Origin of the sequence: Mesorhizobium sp. M1A.F.Ca.IN.020.06.1.1, assembly GCF_004023265.1 — a bacterium.
GTDB lineage: Bacteria > Pseudomonadota > Alphaproteobacteria > Rhizobiales > Rhizobiaceae > Mesorhizobium.
The window spans coordinates 1-2798 of record NZ_RZSR01000804.1 but is presented as its reverse complement, the minus strand read 5'-3'; the positions used below and the strand labels follow the sequence as shown (position 1 = coordinate 2798).

Below are 2798 nucleotides of genomic sequence, written 5' to 3'. Positions count from 1 at the left end.
ATCATGAACACGCTGGCGATCGACATCCGGAAAGCCGACCCTCGCGATGCAATGGCTATCGCGGACGTGCACCAGGAGGCATGGCGCGGCGCCTATTCCGGCATCATCCCGCATCGCACGCTGACGGCCATGATCAATCGCCGCGGCCCCGATTGGTGGGCGAACGCAATTCGCAAGGCAGCGACCGTGCTGGTGGTCGAGATCGGGGGCACGATCGCCGGCTATGCCACGATCGGCAGGAACCGCGCCCGCGAGCTCAGGCAGCAAGGCGAGATCTACGAGCTTTACCTGCGTCCGGAATATCAGGGCATCGGCCTCGGCAGCAGGCTGTTCAAGGCGGCGCGGACGCGCCTTGCCGACCACGGCCTCAGAGGCCTGGTGGTGTGGGCGCTGGAGGACAATTACAACGCGCTGGCCTTCTATGCCGGCAATGGCGGCCGCGACGTCGCCGAAGGCGTCGAGGTCTTCGAGCAGAAGGCGCTGAAGAAGGTTGCCTTCGTCTGGGAATGATGGCCGCCACTTAAAGCGCGTAGCGGTGACGTGCTTCAAGTCTTCGTTTGATGCATATCGTTCGCCCAAAACCGCTGCGCAGTCTTGGGCGACATGCATTGGGTTACAATCCATCACAAACTGTGCGCTTCCATTAGCGTCCAGTGCTATTCGCCGCATTGCACCATGAAGCGCCGCCCGCTATCGATCTCACAAATCGAGAGAGGGATTTGAGCATGCGCATCGAAGCCGTACCAACGGGGAAGAATCCGCCCGAGGACATCAACGTCATCATCGAGGTGCCGATCGGCGGCGAGCCGATCAAGTACGAGATGGACAAGGAGGCCGGCACGCTGTTCGTCGACCGCTTCCTGCACACCTCGATGCGCTATCCCGGCAATTACGGCTTCGTGCCGCACACTTTGTCGGGGGACGGCGACCCAATCGACGTGCTCGTCTGCAACACGCGCGCGCTGGTGCCGGGCTGCGTCATCAATGTGCGGCCGATCGGCGTCTTGATCATGGAAGACAATGCCGGCCAGGACGAGAAGGTGATCGCGGTTCCCTCGCCGAAGCTGACGCTGCGCTACGAGAATGTCACCGAATACACGCACCTGCCGGAAATCACCCGCCAGCAGGTGCAGCACTTCTTCGAGCACTACAAGGATCTCGAGCCCGGCAAATGGGTCAAGATCGAGGGCTGGCACGATTCCAACTATGCCAAGAAGATGATCGTCGAGGCGATCGAACGGGCGAAGGCGGTCAAGTAGGTAAGCGGCAGCCAACGGCTGGGCGATGGGGCTTGGGCGAGCCCTCAACGTCGTCATCCCAGGGCGAAGCAGGAGCGCAGCTCCGTCGCGGAGACCCTGGGATCCATGCCGTGAGGTCGCGCGAAGATCGTTACGGAACAGAATTACTGCACCGTGGCAACGCCTTGATGTAACGGCATGGATCCTTGGGTCTGCGCCGCGTCGCTTCGCTCCTTGCTCCGCCCAAGGATGACGGATGCGCAACCTTCGCCGTCTCGCATTCGTCGAACACCCTCTGATTTCTAGTTATCTACTCGGCCGAAGTCCGGCACGTTGCCGATCACCTCGCGCTTGTCCTTGCCGCAAGCAAAACCCTTCGCCTTTTGGTCGGCGAGCTTGCGGGCCTGATCGTTGGCCTGAGGGTTGCCGGTAGCGAGCACGAGGCCGATTGTGCAACCCTCATGCTCCTCCGGCTGCGCGACCTTGGCGACGACCAGCACCTCGGTCGGCTTGTTTTCGTTTTCGGGATTGCTGATCTCGCGACGATGAATGACGGCGAAGGGCACCGCCTTGTCGCCATTGGTTTCGATGCGCCACTCGACCTTCGCCCCAGCGGTGTTGAACCCGGAGAAACTCTCCCAGATGGCGGTCATGTCGTCGGAGGGAAAACCGTAGTAGACGGACTCGCGCGCGTCGTCATAGCCGATCAGCACCGGATAGCCGCGATAGCCCGCGCAGGCGAGGTTCGCCCAGTCGCCGTCGCCTTCTTCCGATTGCGCGTAGGTCACGCAGTCCTTCTTCCAGTCGAGGTCGGTATAGTCGCTGGAAATGTCGCCGGCATGGGCCGAGCCACCAAGGATGACAAAGGCAGTAAGAGCAAGCCAGGCGCGCATCCGAAGACCTCCGTTTGGTGCAGCAGCGTAGCGTTAAAACCCGCGTGAGCCTAGGAAGCTGGGTTGGCGCGAAGGGTCAATTGTCTAGGCCGGTGCTGCTCCTCACCTGCCTGCCGGCATCCTCTCCCTGTATAGCGACGGGGAGAGGGGCGCTCTCCTCGATGGTTTCGCCAACAGCCGACGTTGCAGGAAAAGCGCCGAAGCAGCGGACCACTAGTTCTTCAAGCTGGCTTCAATCAGCAGATCGGCGTTACGGGCGACTGATGCCGCCGGTCCGCCGAGGCCGAACAATTGGCCGCTGATATAGGCGCCTTCGATCAGCAGCAGCAGCCCATCGCCCAGCGTATCGGAATCACTCGCACCCATCGCTGCCGCCATGGCGCGCAGGCGCCGGCGCAATTCCTGCTTGTTGTTCTCGCTCACCACCCGCGCGGGATGGCCGTGCTCGGGATATTCGACCGCCGCATTGGTCATGCCGCAGCCGCGATAGTCCGGCCTCTGCGTGCGTTTGCCGACGCGGGTGAGGAAAGCGATGATCTGCGCGCGCGGGTTGCCAGGATGCGCGTCCACGGCGTCGTCGAACCGCTGCCAGAATTCGAGGTCGTACTTGCGCAGATAGGAAGCGGCGAGTTCGTCCTTGGACGGGAAGGTCCGGTACAGGCTGGGC

General features: G+C 62.2%; 4 protein-coding genes. 2 read left to right on the top strand and 2 right to left on the bottom strand.

Going from position 1 to position 2798, the window contains the following annotated elements; all coding sequences use genetic code 11:
- Window positions 1-3: 3 nt before the first annotated feature.
- Window positions 4-510, top strand: coding sequence for a GNAT family N-acetyltransferase (locus tag EOA60_RS27220; RefSeq protein WP_127334908.1), 507 nt, complete (start codon window positions 4-6; stop codon window positions 508-510).
- Window positions 511-725: 215 nt separating this feature from the next.
- Window positions 726-1259 (top strand): inorganic diphosphatase, encoded by a 534-nt coding sequence (gene ppa, locus EOA60_RS27215; RefSeq protein WP_067001447.1) that lies wholly within the window; start codon window positions 726-728, stop codon window positions 1257-1259.
- A 281-nt stretch (window positions 1260-1540) separates the two neighbouring features.
- On the opposite strand, the gene EOA60_RS27210 is transcribed toward ppa, so the two are convergent.
- Window positions 1541-2131 carry a hypothetical protein gene (locus tag EOA60_RS27210; protein WP_067324919.1) on the bottom strand — a complete coding sequence of 197 codons (591 nt, stop codon included), beginning with the start codon at window positions 2129-2131 and terminating at the stop codon, window positions 1541-1543.
- A gap of 213 nt (window positions 2132-2344) precedes the next feature.
- A partial coding sequence (locus EOA60_RS27205) for a TetR/AcrR family transcriptional regulator (RefSeq protein WP_164899571.1) occupies window positions 2345-2798 on the bottom strand: 454 nt, incomplete at its 5' end.